The 16,078-nt window shown below is 68.9% G+C and carries 16 protein-coding genes and 1 tRNA gene; 11 read left to right on the top strand and 6 right to left on the bottom strand.

What is annotated here, in order from left to right:
* The first annotated feature begins 682 nt into the window (after window positions 1-682).
* Window positions 683-1,267: a site-specific integrase gene (locus tag KIK09_RS12940; protein WP_214319639.1), complete on the top strand. Its 585-nt coding sequence runs from the start codon at window positions 683-685 to the stop codon at window positions 1,265-1,267.
* A 256-nt stretch (window positions 1,268-1,523) separates the two neighbouring features.
* Here the strand turns inward: KIK09_RS12940 and KIK09_RS12935 are convergent, their stop codons facing one another.
* Window positions 1,524-1,907, bottom strand: a complete 384-nt coding sequence (locus KIK09_RS12935) for a hypothetical protein (RefSeq protein ID WP_214319310.1) — start codon at window positions 1,905-1,907, stop codon at window positions 1,524-1,526.
* Between the two features lie 92 nt (window positions 1,908-1,999).
* On the opposite strand from KIK09_RS12935, the gene KIK09_RS12930 reads away from it, so the two are divergent.
* Together KIK09_RS12930 and KIK09_RS12925 are read left to right on the top strand one after the other, a co-directional pair.
* Entirely contained in the window at window positions 2,000-3,103 is a 1,104-nt protein-coding gene (locus KIK09_RS12930) for a sensor histidine kinase (RefSeq protein ID WP_214319309.1), read from the top strand.
* Window positions 3,100-3,762 (top strand): response regulator, encoded by a 663-nt coding sequence (locus tag KIK09_RS12925; protein WP_214319307.1) that lies wholly within the window; start codon window positions 3,100-3,102, stop codon window positions 3,760-3,762. The genes KIK09_RS12930 and KIK09_RS12925 overlap by 4 nt, the downstream gene beginning before the upstream one ends.
* Here KIK09_RS12925 and KIK09_RS12920 read toward each other — a convergent pair.
* Genes KIK09_RS12920 through KIK09_RS12910 form a run of 3 tightly spaced genes read right to left on the bottom strand, consistent with a single transcriptional unit; the run spans window position 3,759 to window position 5,613 of the window.
* Window positions 3,759-4,082 carry a rhodanese-like domain-containing protein gene (locus tag KIK09_RS12920; RefSeq protein ID WP_214319305.1) on the bottom strand — a complete coding sequence of 108 codons (324 nt, stop codon included), beginning with the start codon at window positions 4,080-4,082 and terminating at the stop codon, window positions 3,759-3,761. The genes KIK09_RS12925 and KIK09_RS12920 overlap by 4 nt on opposite strands.
* A 7-nt stretch (window positions 4,083-4,089) precedes the next feature.
* Window positions 4,090-4,968, bottom strand: a complete 879-nt coding sequence (locus tag KIK09_RS12915) for an Fpg/Nei family DNA glycosylase (RefSeq protein WP_214319303.1) — start codon at window positions 4,966-4,968, stop codon at window positions 4,090-4,092.
* Between the two features lie 39 nt (window positions 4,969-5,007).
* Window positions 5,008-5,613, bottom strand: a complete 606-nt coding sequence (locus tag KIK09_RS12910; RefSeq protein WP_214319301.1) for a TenA family protein — start codon at window positions 5,611-5,613, stop codon at window positions 5,008-5,010.
* A gap of 23 nt (window positions 5,614-5,636) precedes the next feature.
* On the opposite strand from KIK09_RS12910, the gene KIK09_RS12905 reads away from it, so the two are divergent.
* On the top strand, window positions 5,637-6,299 hold the full coding sequence (locus KIK09_RS12905; RefSeq protein ID WP_214319299.1) for a GOLPH3/VPS74 family protein: 663 nt from the start codon (window positions 5,637-5,639) through the stop codon (window positions 6,297-6,299).
* Here KIK09_RS12905 and KIK09_RS12900 read toward each other — a convergent pair.
* Window positions 6,296-7,504 (bottom strand): LCP family protein, encoded by a 1,209-nt coding sequence (locus KIK09_RS12900; protein WP_308164056.1) that lies wholly within the window; start codon window positions 7,502-7,504, stop codon window positions 6,296-6,298. The two genes, KIK09_RS12905 and KIK09_RS12900, sit on opposite strands and share 4 nt — an antisense overlap.
* Before the next feature lie 245 nt (window positions 7,505-7,749).
* Between KIK09_RS12900 and KIK09_RS12895 the strand changes: the two genes are divergently transcribed.
* The gene (locus KIK09_RS12895; RefSeq protein WP_214319291.1) at window positions 7,750-9,093 is read left to right on the top strand and encodes a hemolysin family protein; all 1,344 of its coding nucleotides are present in this window, start codon (window positions 7,750-7,752) and stop codon (window positions 9,091-9,093) included.
* Window positions 9,090-10,106, top strand: a complete 1,017-nt coding sequence (locus KIK09_RS12890) for a hemolysin family protein (RefSeq protein ID WP_214319289.1) — start codon at window positions 9,090-9,092, stop codon at window positions 10,104-10,106. Before KIK09_RS12895 ends, KIK09_RS12890 begins: the two co-directional genes overlap by 4 nt.
* 348 nt (window positions 10,107-10,454) lie before the next feature.
* Here the strand turns inward: KIK09_RS12890 and KIK09_RS12885 are convergent.
* Window positions 10,455-10,537, bottom strand: a tRNA-Leu gene (locus KIK09_RS12885).
* Window positions 10,538-10,697: 160 nt separating this feature from the next.
* Between KIK09_RS12885 and KIK09_RS12880 the strand changes: the two genes are divergently transcribed.
* Genes KIK09_RS12880 through KIK09_RS12860 form a run of 5 tightly spaced genes read left to right on the top strand, consistent with a single transcriptional unit; the run spans window position 10,698 to window position 16,076 of the window.
* On the top strand, window positions 10,698-11,438 hold the full coding sequence (locus KIK09_RS12880; RefSeq protein ID WP_214319287.1) for an FHA domain-containing protein: 741 nt from the start codon (window positions 10,698-10,700) through the stop codon (window positions 11,436-11,438).
* Window positions 11,439-11,455: 17 nt separating this feature from the next.
* Window positions 11,456-11,926: an FHA domain-containing protein FhaB/FipA gene (locus KIK09_RS12875; protein ID WP_214319278.1), complete on the top strand. Its 471-nt coding sequence runs from the start codon at window positions 11,456-11,458 to the stop codon at window positions 11,924-11,926.
* Window positions 11,923-13,203 (top strand): Stp1/IreP family PP2C-type Ser/Thr phosphatase, encoded by a 1,281-nt coding sequence (locus KIK09_RS12870; RefSeq protein WP_214319276.1) that lies wholly within the window; start codon window positions 11,923-11,925, stop codon window positions 13,201-13,203. Before KIK09_RS12875 ends, KIK09_RS12870 begins: the two co-directional genes overlap by 4 nt.
* Complete coding sequence (locus KIK09_RS12865; protein ID WP_214319274.1) at window positions 13,204-14,619, top strand: FtsW/RodA/SpoVE family cell cycle protein; 1,416 nt, start codon at window positions 13,204-13,206, stop codon at window positions 14,617-14,619.
* Window positions 14,616-16,076: a peptidoglycan D,D-transpeptidase FtsI family protein gene (locus tag KIK09_RS12860; RefSeq protein WP_214319272.1), complete on the top strand. Its 1,461-nt coding sequence runs from the start codon at window positions 14,616-14,618 to the stop codon at window positions 16,074-16,076. Before KIK09_RS12865 ends, KIK09_RS12860 begins: the two co-directional genes overlap by 4 nt.
* Window positions 16,077-16,078 lie beyond the last annotated feature (2 nt).

Raw genomic sequence — 16,078 nt, 5'->3', positions numbered from 1 at the left:
CTGGCGGCAGCCATCACAGGATCACCCTCGGCACGGGCCGCCGGACTGTGTGTAAACCTGCTCGGCTCCGGTCGGGGCAAGAGACGATCCGGCCGGCCAAGCGGCTTCCTAGGGCCTCAGTGGTTACCGTTCTGGTTACATAGACATGAAAACGCCCTCCGGATCGATGATCGGGAGGGCGTTCCTCTGGTAGCGGGGGGCCACGTCTCGCCGCTACCCCCTAGTGTTTCAGCTCATGCGCGAAGCGCTGATAGACGCGCGAAGCGCCTCTCCTGCTTGACTCGGAGCCTTGAGACGGCCGTAGATGGTCGTTCTCGCTCGTTCTGACGAACTGCTTCCCGCCGGGGATGGTCTTGTTAGAAGCGCCCTCAGGCGTTCAATGCCTGCCGGGGACACTGGGGGAGGCCATATCTCCGGCAGTGTCCCCACAGATTCCGAGCGTTTCCCCTAGTCAGAACCTGAACGGGGACAGCGGGGACACTGGGGACAGCGAACGAGCCCCCCACGCGGAATGCGAAGGTCTCTTCTCAAAGAGCCATAACGAACATGAACGCGTCGTAGCGATCTCGGGGATATGAGATGTCGGAAATCATGATGGTCCTGCCATCGGCGGCAAGGAACCGCCGATGGACTGTCTTGACGAGTTCGCCGACCGCGGTATGCAGCCACTCGGCACCGCTTCCTGGAGAACGCGCGAGATGAGGCCGACCCGCTGTATGCGGTCTACGTCCTCATCCTGGTACTCGGGCTGCGCAAGGGTGAGGTGCTCGGGCTCGACTGGAAGTACGTGGACCTGGACGCCGGAGAGCTGTATGTCGGCGAGCAGCTTCAACGCATCCGCGATCAGCTACGCCGACGGCCGGTGAAGACCGAGGATTCCGAGGCCCCACTTCCCCTCCCTGGCATCTGCCTGACCGCGCTCAGGCTGCGCAAACGGCAGCAGGAACTCGACAGGCAGGAAGCCGGGGACGCCTGGCAGGACACCGGTCTGGCCTTCACCTCACCAGTCGGCAAGCCCCTGGACCCGACGAAGTTCAACGGCCGGTTCGATGCCCGCGTGATGCGGGCAGGGGTGCGTCGCATCACCGTTCACGGCACGCGCGGCACGTGCGCGACTCTGCTCGCGGCCCTGGACGTCCACCCTCGCGTGGCCATGCGGGTTCTTCGCCACAGCAACATCAAGATGACGATGGAGGTCTACACCGACGCCACTGACGAGGCCACCGGGGCGGCCCTGCGGAAGCTCGGGAGTGCCTTGGACGGCTGATTCAGGCGGCTACTGCTGTACTTCGTAGCTGTACGGGGAGCGCTGGGGCCATTCACACCACCGTGAGTGGCCCTTGACCTGCACCGGAGCGACCTACCACCGGAGAGTGGCACCATCCGGACAGGTTCATGCGGTCGGCAGCAGCGGTATCTGCCCTCTCAGCCTGGTTGCCCCAAGCTCCCGCGGTTCAGCTGTGATCGCACGCCGGTTTTGTCCTAACGTGCGCCCCTATGATGCACCATTCGTCATCCGGCAACTACCCCCTGCCCCTGGCCTTCTGGATGCCGAACGCCATGAGGCCGACGACGGCGCCCCAGATGGCATTGGTGATCAGGATGCTCACGACGGTGAGCGGCCTGAGGATCGACATGCCGCCTTCCCCGGTCAACGTGCCGAGCGTGGCGCCCAGCACGATGGCCAGCACGCCGTACACCAGACCCGCGCCGACCAGGGTGAGCAGCGGCTGCCGCGCGTTGAACAGGACGACGACGAGCAGCCACGCCAGCGAGATCGCGATGGTGACGGCGATGGGGGCGGCGGGCTTGCCGAGCGCGTCCATGATCCCCACGATGCTGAGGAAGGGGCGTATCAGAGCGAGTGCCCCCAGAACGATGACCAGTGACCACTGCGGTGATTTCATACCTGCACGCTAGGAAACGATCACATGGATCGGCATCCGCCGCGTGTCGACGAGGGATACGTCGAGACTCGACGCTTCTCTAAGCTGTTCGCATGGAGACACGGCCGAACGGCCACGTCCCGGCCGTGGTCATCGACGCCCTGCTCGGCGTGGCGGTCGCGCTCGTGCTCGCCCTGGTGATGGCCTCCGACCAGGGCGGGAAGCAGCGGCCCGATCTGGTGGCGTACGGCTTCGCGCTGGGGTTCGGCGCGCTCATGCTGGCCCGCAGGCGCTTCCCCCGCGCGGTGCTGACGGCCACGGCACTGGCGCTGTTCACCTACTACGGGCTGGGCTACCCGGCGATCGGGCTGGCGGTGCCGGTGGTGGCGGCGCTGTACTCGGCCGCCGAAGCGGGCCGGGTGTGGGCCTGCGTGGTGACGGGCGTGATCCTCGTCCTGGTCTCCACCTACTTCCGCCTCCGCCAGGGCGAGTCGGCACGCTACCTGCTGGGCTACGAGCTCATCTCCACAGTCGCGCTCATGGCGGCGGCCGTGCTGCTCGGCGAGCGGGTGCGCACCGCGCGGCTCGAGCGCGAGCGCGAGGCCGAGCGCCGCGTCCGCGAGGAGCGCGTACGGCTGGCGCGGGACCTGCACGACGCCGTGGGCCACAGCATCGCGATCATCTCGCTGCACGCCGACGTGGCCCGCGAGGCGCTCGCACCGGGCAACGAGGAGACCGGCGCGTCGCTGGTGCGCATCAAGCAGGCGGCCACCCGGGCGATGCGCGAGTTGCGGGCCACGGTCCGGCTGCTGCGCGACACCGGCGGCCCGGAGCGGGACGTCCAGTCCGTGGCACGGCTCGACGCGCTGCTCGACGACGCCAGAGCCAGCGGCCTGACCGCCGAGGCGCAGGTCGAGGCGGACGACCTGCCGGTCGCGGTGGACGCCACCGCGTTCCGCATCGTCCAGGAGGCGGTCACCAACGTGATCAAGCATTCGCGGGCCACGGGCATCTGGGTCACCGTACGACGACACACCGACCGGCTGGAGGTGACCGTCGTCGACGACGGAACAGCCGGTCCACCGGGACCGGAGGGGGCGGGCATCCGAGGCATGAAGGAGCGTGCGGGGCTGGTCGAGGGCGAGGTGCTGGCCGGGCCGCGCCGAGCGGGCGGGTTCGAGGTGCGGGCCACGCTGCCGCTGGGGGACGTCTCATGATCTCGGTGCTGATCGCCGACGACCAGGAGCTGATCAGGTCGGGGCTGCGCGCGCTGCTGGAGCGCGACCCGGGCATCCGCGTGGTGGGCGAGGCGGGCGACGGCCGCCAGGCCGTACGGGCGGCCGCCGAGCACCGGCCTGACGTGGTGCTGATGGACATCCGCATGCCCGAGGTGGACGGGCTCGAGGCCACCAGGCGGATCGTGGCCGACCCCGCGCTCGGCGGGGTCCACATCGTGGTGCTGACCACGTTCGACGACGACGAGAACGTGGTGGAGGCGATCCGCTGCGGGGCGGCCGGGTTCCTGCTCAAGGACATGCCGTCGGAGGAGCTGCGCAGGGCGGTCCACGTGGTCGCGGGCGGCGAGGCGCTGCTGTCCCCCGCGATCACCCGCCGCGTGATGGGCTGGGTGGCGAGCAGGCCGCGCGCGTCCCGCCGCGGCGACCTGCTGGCCGGGCTGACCGAGCGCGAGCGGGAGGTGCTGCGCCAGGTCGGCCTGGGTGAGTCCAACGACGAGATCGGCCGCAGCCTGTTCATCAGTCCCGCCACGGCCAGGACGTACGTGAGCAGGCTGCTGACCAAGCTGCGCGCGCGTGACAGGTCGCAGCTGGTGATCGCCGCCTACGAGAGCGGCCTGGTCACGCCCGGCGAGGGCTAGGCCACGAAGGGCGGCTGTCCTGACTCGCTGACCATCTGCTTGCCCGAGGCCTCCCAGGACTGCATGCCGCCGTCCACGTTGACCGCCTCGCGCCCGAGCTGGGTCAGCCACGCCGCGACCTGGAACGAGCGGCCGCCCACGCGGCACACCACGTAGACGGTGCGGTCGGCGGGAACCTCGTCCACCCTGCCCTGGATCTCGGACATCGGGATGTGCACGGCCTCAGGCGCGTGGCCCGCCACCCACTCCTCCCGCTCGCGCACGTCGAGCAGGTAGCCGTCGGCGGGGACGTCGTTCACTTCGATCTCGGGAACCGTCATGCTTCCATCATTTCAGCAGCTTGGACATGCGGCGGTCGGCCAACGGCTTCCCGCCGGTCTGGCAGGTCGGGCAGTACTGCAGCGAGGAGTCGGCGAACGACACCTCGCGGATCGTGTCGCCGCATACATCGCACGGCTGCCCGGTCCTGTTGTGCACGCGCAGCCCGGACTTCTTCTCGGCCTTGAGGTCCTTGGCCGCCACCCCGTGCGCCCGCTCCACGGCCTCGCGCAGCGTGGTCACGATGGCCTCGTGCAGGCCGGCGACCTGCTCGTCGGTCAGCGTCGCCGCGATCTTGAACGGCGACATCCTCGCCGCGTGCAGCACCTCGTCGGAGTAGGCGTTGCCGATCCCCGCGATCACCTTCTGGTCGCGCAGCAACCCCTTGATCTGCGTACGGTTGCCGCCCAGGATCCCCTTGAGCACCTCGACCGTGAACGACTCGGCGAGCGGGTCGGGGCCGAGCGCGGCGACGCCGGGCACCTCCCGCGGGTCCTTGGTGACGTAGACGGCCAGCCGCTTCTGCGTGCCGGCCTCGGTCAGCTCGAACCCCGGCGCCAGGCCCAGCTCGTTCGGCGACAGCCGTACCCGGACCGCGAGGGGACCCTTGCCGGGTCGCACCGGCTTGGCGCCCGACAGGTCCTCCTTCCAGCGCAGCCAGCCCGCCCTGGCCAGATGGATGATCAGGTGCAGTCCGTCACAGTCCAGGTCGAGGAACTTGCCGTGCCTGGAGACGCCTGTGACCGTCAGCCCGCTCAGCGCGCTGACCGGCGGGTCGAAGGTCTTCAGTGCCTGGAAGGCCACCACGTCGACGCCGAGGACCGCGTGGCCGACGGCCCGCTCGCGCAGGAAGTCGGTGAGCGAGGCCACTTCGGGAAGTTCCGGCATGGCACCAGGGTACGGGCACTGTCCACAGCCTGTGGACGGTTACGGCACGTCCCAGAACGCCAGCTCGTGCGCCATGCCCTGGGCGAACAGCTCCCTGGCCCGTCCGGGGTCGGGGGCGGCCTCGTCGATCATCTGGGCGATACGCTCGGCCAGGGCGGCGAACCCCGGATCGGCGTAGGTGTCCACCCAGGCCCGGTAGCGCGGCTCGGCCGGCGGGTTCTCGGCCAGCTTCCTGCCGAGCTTCGAGTAGCCCCACATGCACGGGTAGAGCGCCGCCAGTCCCTCGGCGTAGTTACCGGCCGACTCGAGCAGGAAGGCGGTGTAGGCCGCGCAGGCGGGCCCCTTGACCGCGCCGTCGAGGTCGGCGCCGAACTCCGCCGACATGGACCTGTGCAGGTTCAGCTCGTCGTGGAAGGTGGTGTGCGCCAGGTCCACCAGGTCGCCCAGGTGCCCGGCGGGCGCCTGCCAGGCCAGCCGGGAGAACACCCGCACGTAGTCCAGCAGGAACAGGTAGTCCTGCTCCAGCCACGACCGGAACACCGGCTCCGGCAGGTCGCCACGCCCGATCCCGGCCACGGTGGGGTGCGCGAGCTGCTTGTCCAACAAGGGCGTGCCGAGCGCGTGCAGGTCCGCTGAAATAGCCATAACCGCACGTTAGTGTCTGAGGCATGACTGTGACGATCGCGGAGGAACTGCTCCTGCTGGCCTACTCCGATCAGGAGGGCAAGCCCGTCATCAGCGGCATCCCGCTCGACGCGGCCCTGGCGGGAGCGCTGCTGGCCGAGCTGGCGGTGAACGAGCGGCTGGAGCTGTCGAAGAAGAAGGTCACTGTCAGGGACGCCACCCCGCTCGGCGAGACCGAACTCGACGCCGCGCTCGCCCGCATGGCCGAGGACGGCAAGGAACGCAGGCCGGCGTGGTGGGTGCAGAAGCTCCAGTCGGGCAAGCTCCGCAACCGGCTGCTGAACGGGCTGGCCGAGCGCGGCGTGCTCAGCGAGCAGCAGCGCAAGGTTCTCGGCATGTTCCCCGCCAGCCGCTGGCCGGAGGCCGACCCCTCCGTCGAGCTCGAGGTCCGCGAGCGGGTCTCCAGCGCGCTCGCGGGCGGGGAGCCCGAGCCGCGCACCGCCGTGCTCATCGCGCTGCTGCACGCGGCCAAGCTCGACCGCAAGGCCTTCCCCGAAGCGAGCAAGGCGCGGATCAAGGAGATCTCCGAGGGCACCTGGGCGGCCGACGCCGTCGCGCAGACGATCGCGGCGATCAACGGCGCCATGATCGCGGCGATCTCCGCGGCCGTCAGCGTCAGCACCACGGCGGGCGCCTCGGGCGGCTAGCCCTTGTCCAGGACGTCCTGCGGGACGGGCTTGTCGTCCTTCAACGCGTTGAACAGGGCCAGCGCCTTGGTCCTGTCCCACTGGACGGCCGAGCCGCCGCCGGCGTTGGTGTTGCCGCCGAAGGGGACGACCGTGGTGACCGGGCCGCCGCCCATCGCCCTGGCCAGCGACAGCATGTCGAAGGCGCCGGCGCCCGCGTCGACGGTGACGGAGTCGGTCGCGGCCATCGCCAGCGGGATCGAGGTGAACGGGTTGATCAGCACGCCGGGGCTGGTCGCCTTCTTCAGCACCGCGCCGAGGAACTGGCGCTGGCGCTTGGTCCGCTCGAAGTCGGGCAGCGCGCCGCCCTTGCGGGTGCGGACGTAGCCGAGCGCCTGCCCGCCGGTGAGCACCTGCTTGCCCTTCTTCAGGTTCAGCCCGGCCTTGGGGTCGTTGACGTCGGCGCGCACGTCGATCTCGACGCCGCCGACCGCGTCGACGATGCCCACGAAGCCGGCGAAGCCGATCTCCATGTAGTGGTCCACGTGCACGCCGGTGACCGTCTCCACCGTCTGGACCAGCAGCTTGGGTCCGCCGAAGGCGTAGGCGGCGTTGAGCTTGTTGCGGCCCTTGCCGGGGATCGTCACCGCCGAGTCGCGCGGCAGGCTCACCAGCGTGGGCTTGTCACCGTTGTCGGAGATGTGCAGCAGCATCATCGAGTCGGTGCGCTGGCCCGCGGCGCGGCCGGTGGCCAGCTTCTTGCGATCGGCGGCCGACAGGCCCTTGCGGCTGTCGGAACCGACCAGCAGCCAGTTCGTGCCCGGCGTGTCGGCCACCCTGCCCGGGTAGTCGGCCAGGACGCCGTCGATGCCCTTGATGCGGCCGTTGATCCAGAAGAACCCGCCGACCGCGGCCACCAGCAGCACCACCAGCAGCCCGGCCAGCAGGCCGAGCGCCAGCTTCCACGGGAACCCCCTGCGGGGGCCGCGCGGCGGCTTGGGACCCGCGGGCTCGCCTCGGGACTTCAGGGGCTGGACGGGGCTGTTGCCGCCACGCTGCTTGCCGTACACCCGGGAGCGGGCGCGAGGCTCGTCGTCGTCCGAGGGGGCGGACGGGATCTGGTGGGCCGGAGCGCCACCGGAGCGCAGGCGGTCAGGCTCCTGGCGCGGCAGCGGCCGGCCGTCGCCCGGCTGGCGCATGGCTCGCGTCCGCTCGTCCTCTTGCACTGGTGTCCTCTTCCTTCGGGTGCCATAAACGCTACGTCGGGTCACCAACCAGTGCAGACATCTCGCCAAGGTTTTGCAACGGAAAAGTACGCACAAACTCGCGGAACGCCACCCCGGAAACATTGGAGCCACCAGGATCGTTACCGTTTACGGACTGCGTCTATCGAAAGGATGATCGTGTCCGCTCCGGACCCTTGGAGTAGTCGCCCGTGCGCGTGCACGGGTTCCTCTGAAGGCTCACTGCGGTGAGCGCCTATCTCGGGCTGATCGCCCTCTTCCTGCTCACCGCCGCGACGGGCTACTTCGTCGCCCAGGAGTTCGCCTTCGTCGCCGCGGACCGCGGCATCCTGCGCGAGCAGGCCGCCTCCGGCGACAGAGCAGCCGAAAAGGCCCTGCAGGTGACCTCACGTCTTTCTTTCATGTTGTCCGGCGCGCAGCTGGGCATCACCGTCACCGCCCTGCTCGTGGGTTTCCTGGCCGAGCCCGCCATCGCCGCACTGGTGCGTCCCTGGCTCACGGCGCTGCCGAGCCCGATGGTGACGGGAGTCTCGGTGGCGATCGGGGTCTTCGTCGCCACCGTCGTCCAGATGGTGCTGGGCGAGCTCGCTCCCAAGAACCTGGGCATCGCCAGGCCCGAGCCCGTGGCCAAGTTCCTGGCCGCCTCCACGCTGGTCTACCTGGCCGCGGTGGGGCCCCTGGTCCGGCTGTTCGACTCGGCGGCCACCGGCCTGCTGCGGCGCGTCGGCATCGAGCCGGTCGAGGAGGTGGAGCACGGCGCGACCCCTGAGGAGCTCTCCCGGATCATCGCCGAGTCCACCCAGGCCGGTGAGCTGCCGCCGCGCCTGTCGGAGCTGCTCGAGCGAGCGCTGGAGTTCGGCGACAGGACCGCGGAGGAGATCATGGTGCCGCGGCCGCGCGTGGTCGTGCTCAGGGGCGGGCAGCCGCTGGCCGAGCTGCTCGAGGCCATGCGCATGTACGGGCACTCCCGCTACCCGGTGCTCGGCGATGACGGCGACGTGCTCGGCGTGACCGGCGTGCGCGAACTGCTGGCCGCCGGGCTCGAGGACGGGACCGTGGGCGACGTCACCCGGCCGCCGCTGCTGGTGCCCGACTCGCTGCCGCTGCCTGCCGTACTGGACAGGATGCGGGCCGGCAAGGACGAGATCGCCTGCGTCATCGACGAGTACGGTGACCTGGCCGGCGTGATCACGGTCGAGGACCTGGCCGAGGAGCTGGTGGGCGAGCTGATGGACGAGAACGACCCGGAGCCCGCCGGCGTGGTCGAGCAGCCCGACGGCGGCTGGGACGTGCCGGGCCGGCTCAGGCTCGACGAGGTCGAGCGGGCTACCGGCATCGCGCTGCCCGAGAGCGACGAGTACGACACGCTCGGCGGCCTTGTCCTGGCCAGGCTGGGACGGATGCCCGAGCCGGGCGACGCGGTCACGGTGTCCTTCACGCCCGACAGCGACCCGTTCGCCGACGAGCCGCAGGAGGCCGAGGCCGAGCTGACCGTGCTGTCGCTCAACCGCCGGGTGCCCGAGTGGGTGCGGCTGGCGCCCGTCCAGCAGGCCGCGGAGGTGGCCCGATGACGATGCTGCTCGTCAGCCTGGCCCTGCTGGCCTTCAACGCGCTGTTCGTGGCCGCGGAGTTCGCGTTCGTCTCGGCACGCCGCCACCGCCTGGAGGAGGCGGCGGCCGGCGGCAACCGTCTGACCAGGCTCGCCGCCAAGTCGGCTGTGGGCGGCGGGCGACGGCTGTCGCTCATGCTGGCCGGCGCCCAGCTCGGCATCACGCTGTGCACGCTGGGCCTGGGTCAGGTGACCGAGCCCGCCATCGAGCACGCGCTCGAGCCGGTCTTCGGCGCCGTCGGCGTGCCGGACGGCCTGCGGATCGCGATCTCGCTGACCATCGCGCTGGCCCTGGTCACGTTCCTGCACATGGTCGTCGGCGAGATGGCGCCCAAGTCCTGGGCGCTGACCCACCCCGAGCGCGCCGCGCTGCTGCTGACGTTCCCGTTCAGAGCCTTCACCTGGCTGATGAGACCGCTCCTGAGCGTGCTGAACGCCCTGACGAACGGCATCCTGCGCCTGTTCGGCGTCCAGCCCCGCGACGAGCTGGCCACCACCAGAACCCCCCGCCAGCTAGCCATGCTCGTGGGCGAGTCGGGCCGCATGGGCCTGCTGGACAGACAGGAACACGACCTCCTGACCAGAGCCCTCCGCCTGGAAGCAGAAGGCATAGAACGCCTCATGGTCCCCATCGCCGACACCACGATGGTCCTCCCCAGGGCAACCGCCACCGAGATCAGAGAAGCGGCCAGAACAAGCGGCCACCTCAGGCTCCTGGTGGGCACCAACGATCGTGTGGAAGGCGTCCTCCACGCCCGCGATGCCCTGCTCGCCCCTGAGCGCACCGCAGAGGAGCTGGCAAGACCCATGCCACGCCTGGCCTGCGTCACCCAGGTCCCGGAAGCCGTAGCCGCACTCCAGGACGCGCGAGCGCATTTGGCGCTTGTGATCGACCAATCAGAGCAGGTCATCGGCATGGTCAGCCTCACAGACCTCCTGGGCGAACTCCTGGACACCCGAACCACGGCAGCATAATCCGCTCAGAGCGAAAGCCATCCGAAAGCAAGCTGCAACCACCAAGGCTTAAGCTCCGCGAGCCGTACAGGAAAACAAAGAAGCCCCGGCCCTTGCGGGTCGGGGCTCAGTTCGCCAAGGTAGTTGCACCAAGCACAGCACCAACCCGATGACGGCGACGAGCCACCACGCAAAAGACGAGCCAGAAGCAAAACCAGCGGCAACAGCGCTAACCCCTGATGACGGCGACAAGCCACCATCGGGTCTAGACGCTGGGGGTCCGGGGGTTACCCCCCGGGCAGAAATAGAGCGGCGACCCGAGGGAGCGATCCCCCGAGGGAATCGCGACCAAGGATCGCCGTCGTCGCGTGGGCGAGGAGGGATTTGAACCCTCACGTCCTTTCGGACACACGGACCTGAACCGTGCGCGTCTGCCGTTCCGCCACCCGCCCTTTGTTGGGTGCGGAGAAACAGTAGCACGGAACAGCCGGTGGTACTGAACCCGGATACGATCGCATAAGACACGGGAGCGGAGGAGCTGGGCGCGACAGCTGAAGAGCGCCGGGAAACACCGTCACGTGGGTCATATGCACGGAGGAAGGGAGGTACCCGGTGGGAGTCCTTCAGCGCTTCGAGCGAAGGCTCGAAGGCTTGGTTGAGGGGGCCTTTGCGCGAGCGTTCAAATCTGACCTTCAGCCGGTCGAGGTCGCCAGCGCGGTTCAGCGTGAGATGGACGAGCGTGCGGCGATCGTTGCTCAGGGTCGGACGCTCGTACCGAACGATTTCGTGGTCGAGCTGTCCACAACCGACAGCGAACGGCTTGAGGTCTACGCCGACAGCATCAGCCACGAGCTGGCCAACCTCGCCAGGGAGTACGCCAAGGAGCAGGGCTACTCCTTCGTGGGACCGGTCCGGGTTCGTTTCGAGACCGCTGCCGACCTGGCTGTCGGCCTGTTCCGTATCCGGTCGGGAGTCATTCGCGGCGCCACGGTCGAGCAGGACGAGATTCGCCAGCCGGCGAGCGACCTGCCTCCCGCGCGGCCGAACGCGTTCAACGGGCGGCCCAGGCTGCTGGTCTCCACCCAGGACGACCCGCAGGGCGACCGCTCCTACGAACTGACCACGCCGGTGACCCTGCTCGGCAGGGGCACCGACTGCGATCTTCGACTCGTCGACCCCGGCGTGTCGCGCCATCACGCGGAGCTGCGCGTCGAAGGTCCGCAGGTGTTCCTCGTCGATCTCGGATCGACGAACGGCACATTCGTCAACGGCCAGCCGGTACGCAGGATCGAGCTCCAGAACGGCACGCGAGTGACGTTGGGACGCACGACCCTGGTGTTCCGGCGCGATTAGGGGTAGACAAGCGGTCCATGTCCGAGCTCACGCTGCTGCTGATCCGGCTCGCCTTCCTGGCGGTGCTGTGGTTCTTCGTCATTGCCGCAGTCGGCGTGATCCGGACAGACTTGTTCGGATCACGTACGGCTCCCGCCGGTCCGCGGAAAGGCGCGAAACCCGCCAAACCGGTGGCCAAGCCCAAGAGCAAGAAGGGTGAGCCACGCCAGCTCATCGTGACAGGTGGCCCGTTGCAGGGCACCACCATTAACCTCACGGAGACGCCCATCACCATCGGCAGGGCGAACGACGCCACGCTGGTGGTGAGTGACGACTACGCATCCAGCCGGCATGCCCGGCTCTTCCCTCAGGACGGTCAGTGGATCGTGGAAGATCTCGGTTCGACCAACGGCACGTATCTCGACCGCTCAAAAGTCACCCGCCCGACCCCGGTGCCGCTCGGTGTTCCGATCCGCGTCGGCAAAACAGTCATTGAATTGCGCAAATGACCATCGCACTCCGCTACGCCGCCCGCTCGGACGTCGGCCTCCTCCGCGAAGGGAACGAGGACTCGGCGTACGCTAGCGGCCGCCTGCTCGCCGTCGCCGACGGCATGGGCGGGCACGCACACGGCGAGGTGGCGAGCTCAGTCGCCATCGCCGCAATGGCCTCACTCGAGGAGGCCCAGCAGGGGGGTGACCTGCTCAACGCCATCGAGGCCGCGGTGCGCGACGCCAACCGCAAGCTGCACGAGATGGTCGGCCGCGACCCCAGCCTCAAGGGGATGGGCACCACCCTCACCGCCATGCTCTGGCACGGCACCCAGGTCGCCCTGGTGCACGTCGGCGACTCGCGCGCCTACCTGCTCAGGCGCGGGGAGCTCTACCAGATCACCCACGACCACACGCTGGTGCAGCAGCTGGTCGACGACGGGCGCATCACCCCGGAGGAGGCGGCCACCCATCCGCAGCGTTCGATCCTGCTGCGGGCGCTGGACGGCAGCGGCGAGGTCGATCCCGATCTGACGCTGCGCGAGGCGCAGGTGGGCGACCGGTACCTGCTGTGCTCCGACGGCCTGTCGGGCGTGGTGAGCGCCGAGACGCTGCACGCCACGCTGACCAACATCGACGACCCTGAAGAGGTCGTCCGCCAGCTCATCGACCTGGCGAACAGGGGCGGCGGGCCGGACAACATCACCTGCGTGCTGGCGGACGTGCTGGAGGTCAGCGACGGTCAACAGGTGCCCGCGGAGGTGGCCGTGGTGGGCGCGGCGGGCATGAACCGCCTGCGATCGAACCCCCAGGACACCTCGCCGGGGCGATCAGGCGCGGTGACCGCACCCCAGCCGGTGATCTCCGATGACGACTTCGACGAGCCGGAGGCGCGAGCCTCCCGCCGTCCTGTCAGGCGTCGTCGGGCGTGGCCCGTGCTGGTCACCGTGCTCGCAGTCGTGGTCGTCGCCGTGGGCATCGGCGGCTACTTCGGCTGGAACTGGACCCAGGACCAGTACTTCGTCGGAGCCAGGGGCGACGAGGTGGTCGTGTATCGCGGCATCCCGCAGGAGGTCGGGCCGTTCCAGCTGTTCTCGGTGGCGCAGAGCACGGGCAAGTCCGTCTCCAAGCTCTCCGCCCCGGACCAGGCCCGGATAAAGGACGGCATCGAGGCCACCAGCCTCGCCGACGGCATCACGAAGGTCAACGACTTGAAGTTCGCCAGCGAACAGAAGCCCCAGACGACGCCGAGCGAGACCCCAACGCCCGCCGCGACGAGGACGAAGTCGCGATAGATGAGCGAAGTCTCCGATTCCCCCGTCCTGATGCCCGCCAAGCGGCGCGGGGCCCAGCTGATCATGCTCGCCTTCGCCGTGGTGATCGTGATGGTGGCCTACGCGAACGTGGGGCTGGCGCTCGACGACAAGATCCCCTCGGGCATGCTGACCTACGGCTTGAGCCTGGGTGGCCTGATGCTGGCCGCCTACCTGGTGCTCGCCAAGTTCGCCCCGTGGGCCGATCCCTTGCTTCTCCCGCTCGTGACGCTGGTCAACGGGCTGGGGCTGGTGATGATCTACCGCCTGGAGCAGGGCGGGCAGGCGGGCGCCTCCGCCACCAACCAGCTGATCATGACCGCCGTCGGTGTGATCCTGTTCTCCGTGACGCTGATCGTGCTGCGCGACCATCGCGTGCTGCAGCGCCTCACCTACACCGCCGGCCTGATCGGGCTGCTGCTGCTCATCTCGCCGATGACCCCCGTGCTGGGCAAGGAGATCAACGGCGCGCGGATCTGGATCAGCGTCGGCGGATTCTCCATCCAGCCGGCCGAGTTCGCCAAGATCGCGCTGGTCATCTTCTTCGCCGGATACCTGGTCGCCAAGCGGGACGTGCTGGCGCTGGCCGGGCGGCGGCTGCTGTTCATCGACCTGCCCAGGGCACGTGACCTCGGCCCGGTGCTCATCACCTGGGGCGTCAGCATCGGCGTACTGGTCATGCAGAAGGACCTGGGCTCCTCGCTGCTGCTGTTCGGCGCGTTCGTGATCATGCTGTACGTCGCCACGCAGCGCACCTCGTGGGTGCTCATCGGCATCCTGCTCTTCGTCGGCGGCGCCTACATCGCCGGCCAGATCTTCTCCCACGTGGGCGCCCGCTTCGACGTCTGGCTCGACCCCACCAACGAGATCTACTACGGCAATGCCGCGGTCTGCCTGCAGAATCCGCCGGCCGACCCCATGTGCAGCAAGAGCTTCCAGACCATGCAGGGCCTGTTCGGCTTCGGCGCGGGCGGGATCCTCGGCACCGGGCTCGGCCAGGGGCATCCCAAGCTGATCCCGCTGGCCTTCTCCGACTTCATCTTCGCCGCCACCGGTGAGGAGCTGGGCCTGACCGGCCTGATGGCGATCCTGATGATCTACGCGCTGATCGTGCAGCGCGGGCTGCGCACCTCGCTGGCCGCGCGCGATCCCTATTCCAAGCTTCTGGCTGGAGGTCTGTCGTTCATCCTGGCCTGGCAGGTGTTCATCATCGTCGGCGGTGTGACCAACCTCATCCCGCTGACCGGCCTGGTCACGCCCTTCATGTCACAGGGTGGTTCCGCCCTGCTGGCTAACTGGATCCTTATCGCCCTCTTGGTACGCATGTCGGACTCGGCGCGGCGTCCTCCGCCCCAGGCGATCCAGAACGAAGGACTCACACAGGTGTTCCAGCGATGAACGGCACTCTCAAGCGCGTGGCCGTGGCGTGCCTGGCCATGTTCGCGCTGCTCATGATCAATGTGAACTACCTGCAGGCGGTCAAGGCCGACGGGCTGCGCGAGGACACGCGCAACACTCGCAACTACTTCGATCGCTACGCCGTGCAGCGCGGCCGGATCACGGCCGGCGGCAAGGTCATCCTTGCCCAGTCGAGAGACACCAAGAGCAACGACTTCAGGTTCGTCAGGGAGTACCCGGAGGGCCCGCTCTACGCCCACATCACCGGCTTCTTCTCGCCGGAGAGCGCCTCGCAGATCGAGCGGTCGGAGAACAAGCTGCTCGACGGCTCCAGCCCCGACCTGCTGCTGCAGCGCGGCATCAACCTGTTCACGGGCGAGCCCAGCCGCGGCGCCAACGTGGACGTCACGATCAACCCGAAGGCGCAGAAGGCGGCCTACGACGCGCTGCGCCAGAGCGGCAAGCGCGGCGCCGTGGTGGCGCTCGACCCGAAGAGCGGCGCGATCCTGGCGATGGTGTCGCTGCCCACCTACGACCCGGCCGAGCTGTCGGGCACCGACAAGGGCAAGGTCTTCAAGCGCTACGACCAGCTCGCGGCCGACAAGGGCCAGCCGCTGCTCAACAGGAACATCGACCGCACCTACCCGCCCGGCTCGACGTTCAAGGTGGTGACGGCGGCGGCGTTCCTGGAGGACGACTCCAGCCGCACCCCGCAGACCGTCCTGGACGCGCCGCAGCGGCTGCCGCTGCCCAACACCAACATCAGCCTGCCCAACTACGGCGGCGCCGCCTGCGGTCAGGGCCAGGTGCCGCTGATCTACGCGCTGGAGAAGTCCTGCAACACGCCGTTCGCCAAGATCGGCATGGACCTCGGGTACGACAAGATCCGCGAGCAGGCGACCAAGTTCGGCATGGGGGAGCAGATCGCCATCCCGATGTCGGTGGCCAAGAGCGACGTGGGCCCCCAGGAGGACAAGGCCGCCGTGGCCATGACCTCCATCGGCCAGCGCAGCAACCAGATGACGCCGCTGCAGATGGCCATGATCGCCGCCGGGATCGCCAACGACGGCAAGGTCATGAAGCCGTTCCTGGTCAACAAGATCACCGACGGCAAGGGTGACACGGTCGACGAGGCCAAGCCCGAGGAGCTGTCGGAGGCGATCAGCTCCGACACCGCGGCCAAGCTCAAGGAGATGATGGTCAGCGTCGTCAACAACGGCACGGCCAACCTGGCGCAGATCCCGGGCGTCCAAGTAGCGGGTAAGACCGGCACCGCGGAGACGTCCGACGGCAAGCCCCCGCACGCCTGGTTCATCTCCTTCGCCCCCGCCGACGACCCGAAGATCGCGCTGGCGATCCTCGTCGAGTCCGGCGCGGCGAACGTCGGCGCCGAAGCCACGGGCGGCCACACGGCCGCGCCGATCGCCAAGGCGGTAATGGAGGCGGTACTCAAGTGACG

Source organism: Nonomuraea sediminis, from assembly GCF_018531495.1.
In the GTDB taxonomy this organism is placed as follows: Bacteria; Actinomycetota; Actinomycetes; order Streptosporangiales; family Streptosporangiaceae; genus Nonomuraea; species Nonomuraea sediminis.
This window is presented reverse-complemented; position numbering and strand designations above follow the sequence as displayed.

What these genes read in the sequence shown, in the direction of transcription:
- KIK09_RS12920 (WP_214319305.1), bottom strand. Translation starts at nt 4,082, where the DNA reads ATGACGGTTCCCGAGATCGAAGTGAACGACGTCCCCGCCGACGGCTAC.
- KIK09_RS12860 (WP_214319272.1), top strand. Translation starts at nt 14,616, where the DNA reads ATGAACGGCACTCTCAAGCGCGTGGCCGTGGCGTGCCTGGCCATGTTC.
- KIK09_RS12865 (WP_214319274.1), top strand. Translation starts at nt 13,204, where the DNA reads ATGAGCGAAGTCTCCGATTCCCCCGTCCTGATGCCCGCCAAGCGGCGC.
- KIK09_RS12905 (WP_214319299.1), top strand. Translation starts at nt 5,637, where the DNA reads ATGACTGTGACGATCGCGGAGGAACTGCTCCTGCTGGCCTACTCCGAT.
- KIK09_RS12875 (WP_214319278.1), top strand. Translation starts at nt 11,456, where the DNA reads ATGTCCGAGCTCACGCTGCTGCTGATCCGGCTCGCCTTCCTGGCGGTG.
- KIK09_RS12915 (WP_214319303.1), bottom strand. Translation starts at nt 4,968, where the DNA reads ATGCCGGAACTTCCCGAAGTGGCCTCGCTCACCGACTTCCTGCGCGAG.
- KIK09_RS12910 (WP_214319301.1), bottom strand. Translation starts at nt 5,613, where the DNA reads ATGGCTATTTCAGCGGACCTGCACGCGCTCGGCACGCCCTTGTTGGAC.
- KIK09_RS12870 (WP_214319276.1), top strand. Translation starts at nt 11,923, where the DNA reads ATGACCATCGCACTCCGCTACGCCGCCCGCTCGGACGTCGGCCTCCTC.
- KIK09_RS12925 (WP_214319307.1), top strand. Translation starts at nt 3,100, where the DNA reads ATGATCTCGGTGCTGATCGCCGACGACCAGGAGCTGATCAGGTCGGGG.
- KIK09_RS12930 (WP_214319309.1), top strand. Translation starts at nt 2,000, where the DNA reads ATGGAGACACGGCCGAACGGCCACGTCCCGGCCGTGGTCATCGACGCC.
- KIK09_RS12935 (WP_214319310.1), bottom strand. Translation starts at nt 1,907, where the DNA reads ATGAAATCACCGCAGTGGTCACTGGTCATCGTTCTGGGGGCACTCGCT.
- KIK09_RS12890 (WP_214319289.1), top strand. Translation starts at nt 9,090, where the DNA reads ATGACGATGCTGCTCGTCAGCCTGGCCCTGCTGGCCTTCAACGCGCTG.